The sequence below is a fragment of the Azohydromonas sediminis genome, from assembly GCF_003574675.1.
In the GTDB taxonomy this organism is placed as follows: domain Bacteria; phylum Pseudomonadota; class Gammaproteobacteria; order Burkholderiales; family Burkholderiaceae_C; genus Calidifontimicrobium; species Calidifontimicrobium sediminis.
The window spans coordinates 1-872 of sequence record NZ_QOAZ01000095.1 but is presented as its reverse complement, the minus strand read 5'-3'; the positions used below and the strand labels follow the sequence as shown (position 1 = coordinate 872).

Annotated in this window: 1 pseudogene; it reads right to left on the bottom strand. The window is 68.2% G+C overall.

What is annotated here, in order from left to right:
• A pseudogene (locus DRV96_RS17775) lies at positions 1-776 on the bottom strand (IS256 family transposase); the annotation flags it as partial.
• Positions 777-872 lie beyond the last annotated feature (96 nt).

The following is an 872-nucleotide window of genomic DNA, read 5'->3' as shown; positions in this document are numbered from 1 at the left end:
TGCGCACGTCGGCAAGCTCTGGCCGCCCTCGCGCGACGTCGCCGGCGTCCGTCGTCGCCCACAACCGGCGTTGATGTGAATTTCGCAGGTCCGACCATGTAGGCCAACACCTCGTGCTCGGCGCTGTCCATCAGCTCGGCGATCCTGGGCAAGCGCTCGCGCAGCTGGTCGGCCACCACGCGCCACTGCGCGTGCGCGTCCTGGGCCGTTTCCTGGGCGAAGACGGTGGCGATCGCGGCGCTGACCATGCGCCGCTGCGCCTTCGGGGCGTAGGCCAGCATGTTGCGCATGAAGTGCACGCGGCAGCGCTGCCAAGTGGCCTTGAGCACCTTGGAGGTGGCCGCCTTGAGCCCAACGTGGCTGTCGCTGATGACCAGCCGCACGCCACGCAGCCCACGGCGCATGAGGCTGCGCAGGAACTCGCTCCAGAACGGCTCGGCCTCGCTCGCGCCGACCTTCATCCCGAGCGCCTGGCGCTATCCGTCGGTGTTGACGCCCACAGCCACGATCACCGCCACGCTGACGATGCGCCCGGCCTCGCGCGTCTTGACGTAGGTGGCGTCGATCCACAGGTACGGCCAGTCGCCTTCGATGGGCCGCTCCAGGAAGGCGAGCACGCGCTCGTCGAGCTCTTCGCACAGCCGGCTGACCTCACTCTTGGACACGCCGCTCATGCCCAGCGCCTTGACCAGTTCGTCCACCGAGCGGGTGGAGATGCCCTGCACGTAGGCCTCCTGGATGACGGCCGCCAGCGCGCGCTCCGCGGTGCGCCGGGGTGGTTGTGTCTGTCAAGTTGTGCAGAAACGCGATCACGGTTCGAGGTTGGGCTGATCAGGCCGCGAGCTTCATGGCGGCCTTCTTGTGCTCCTTGA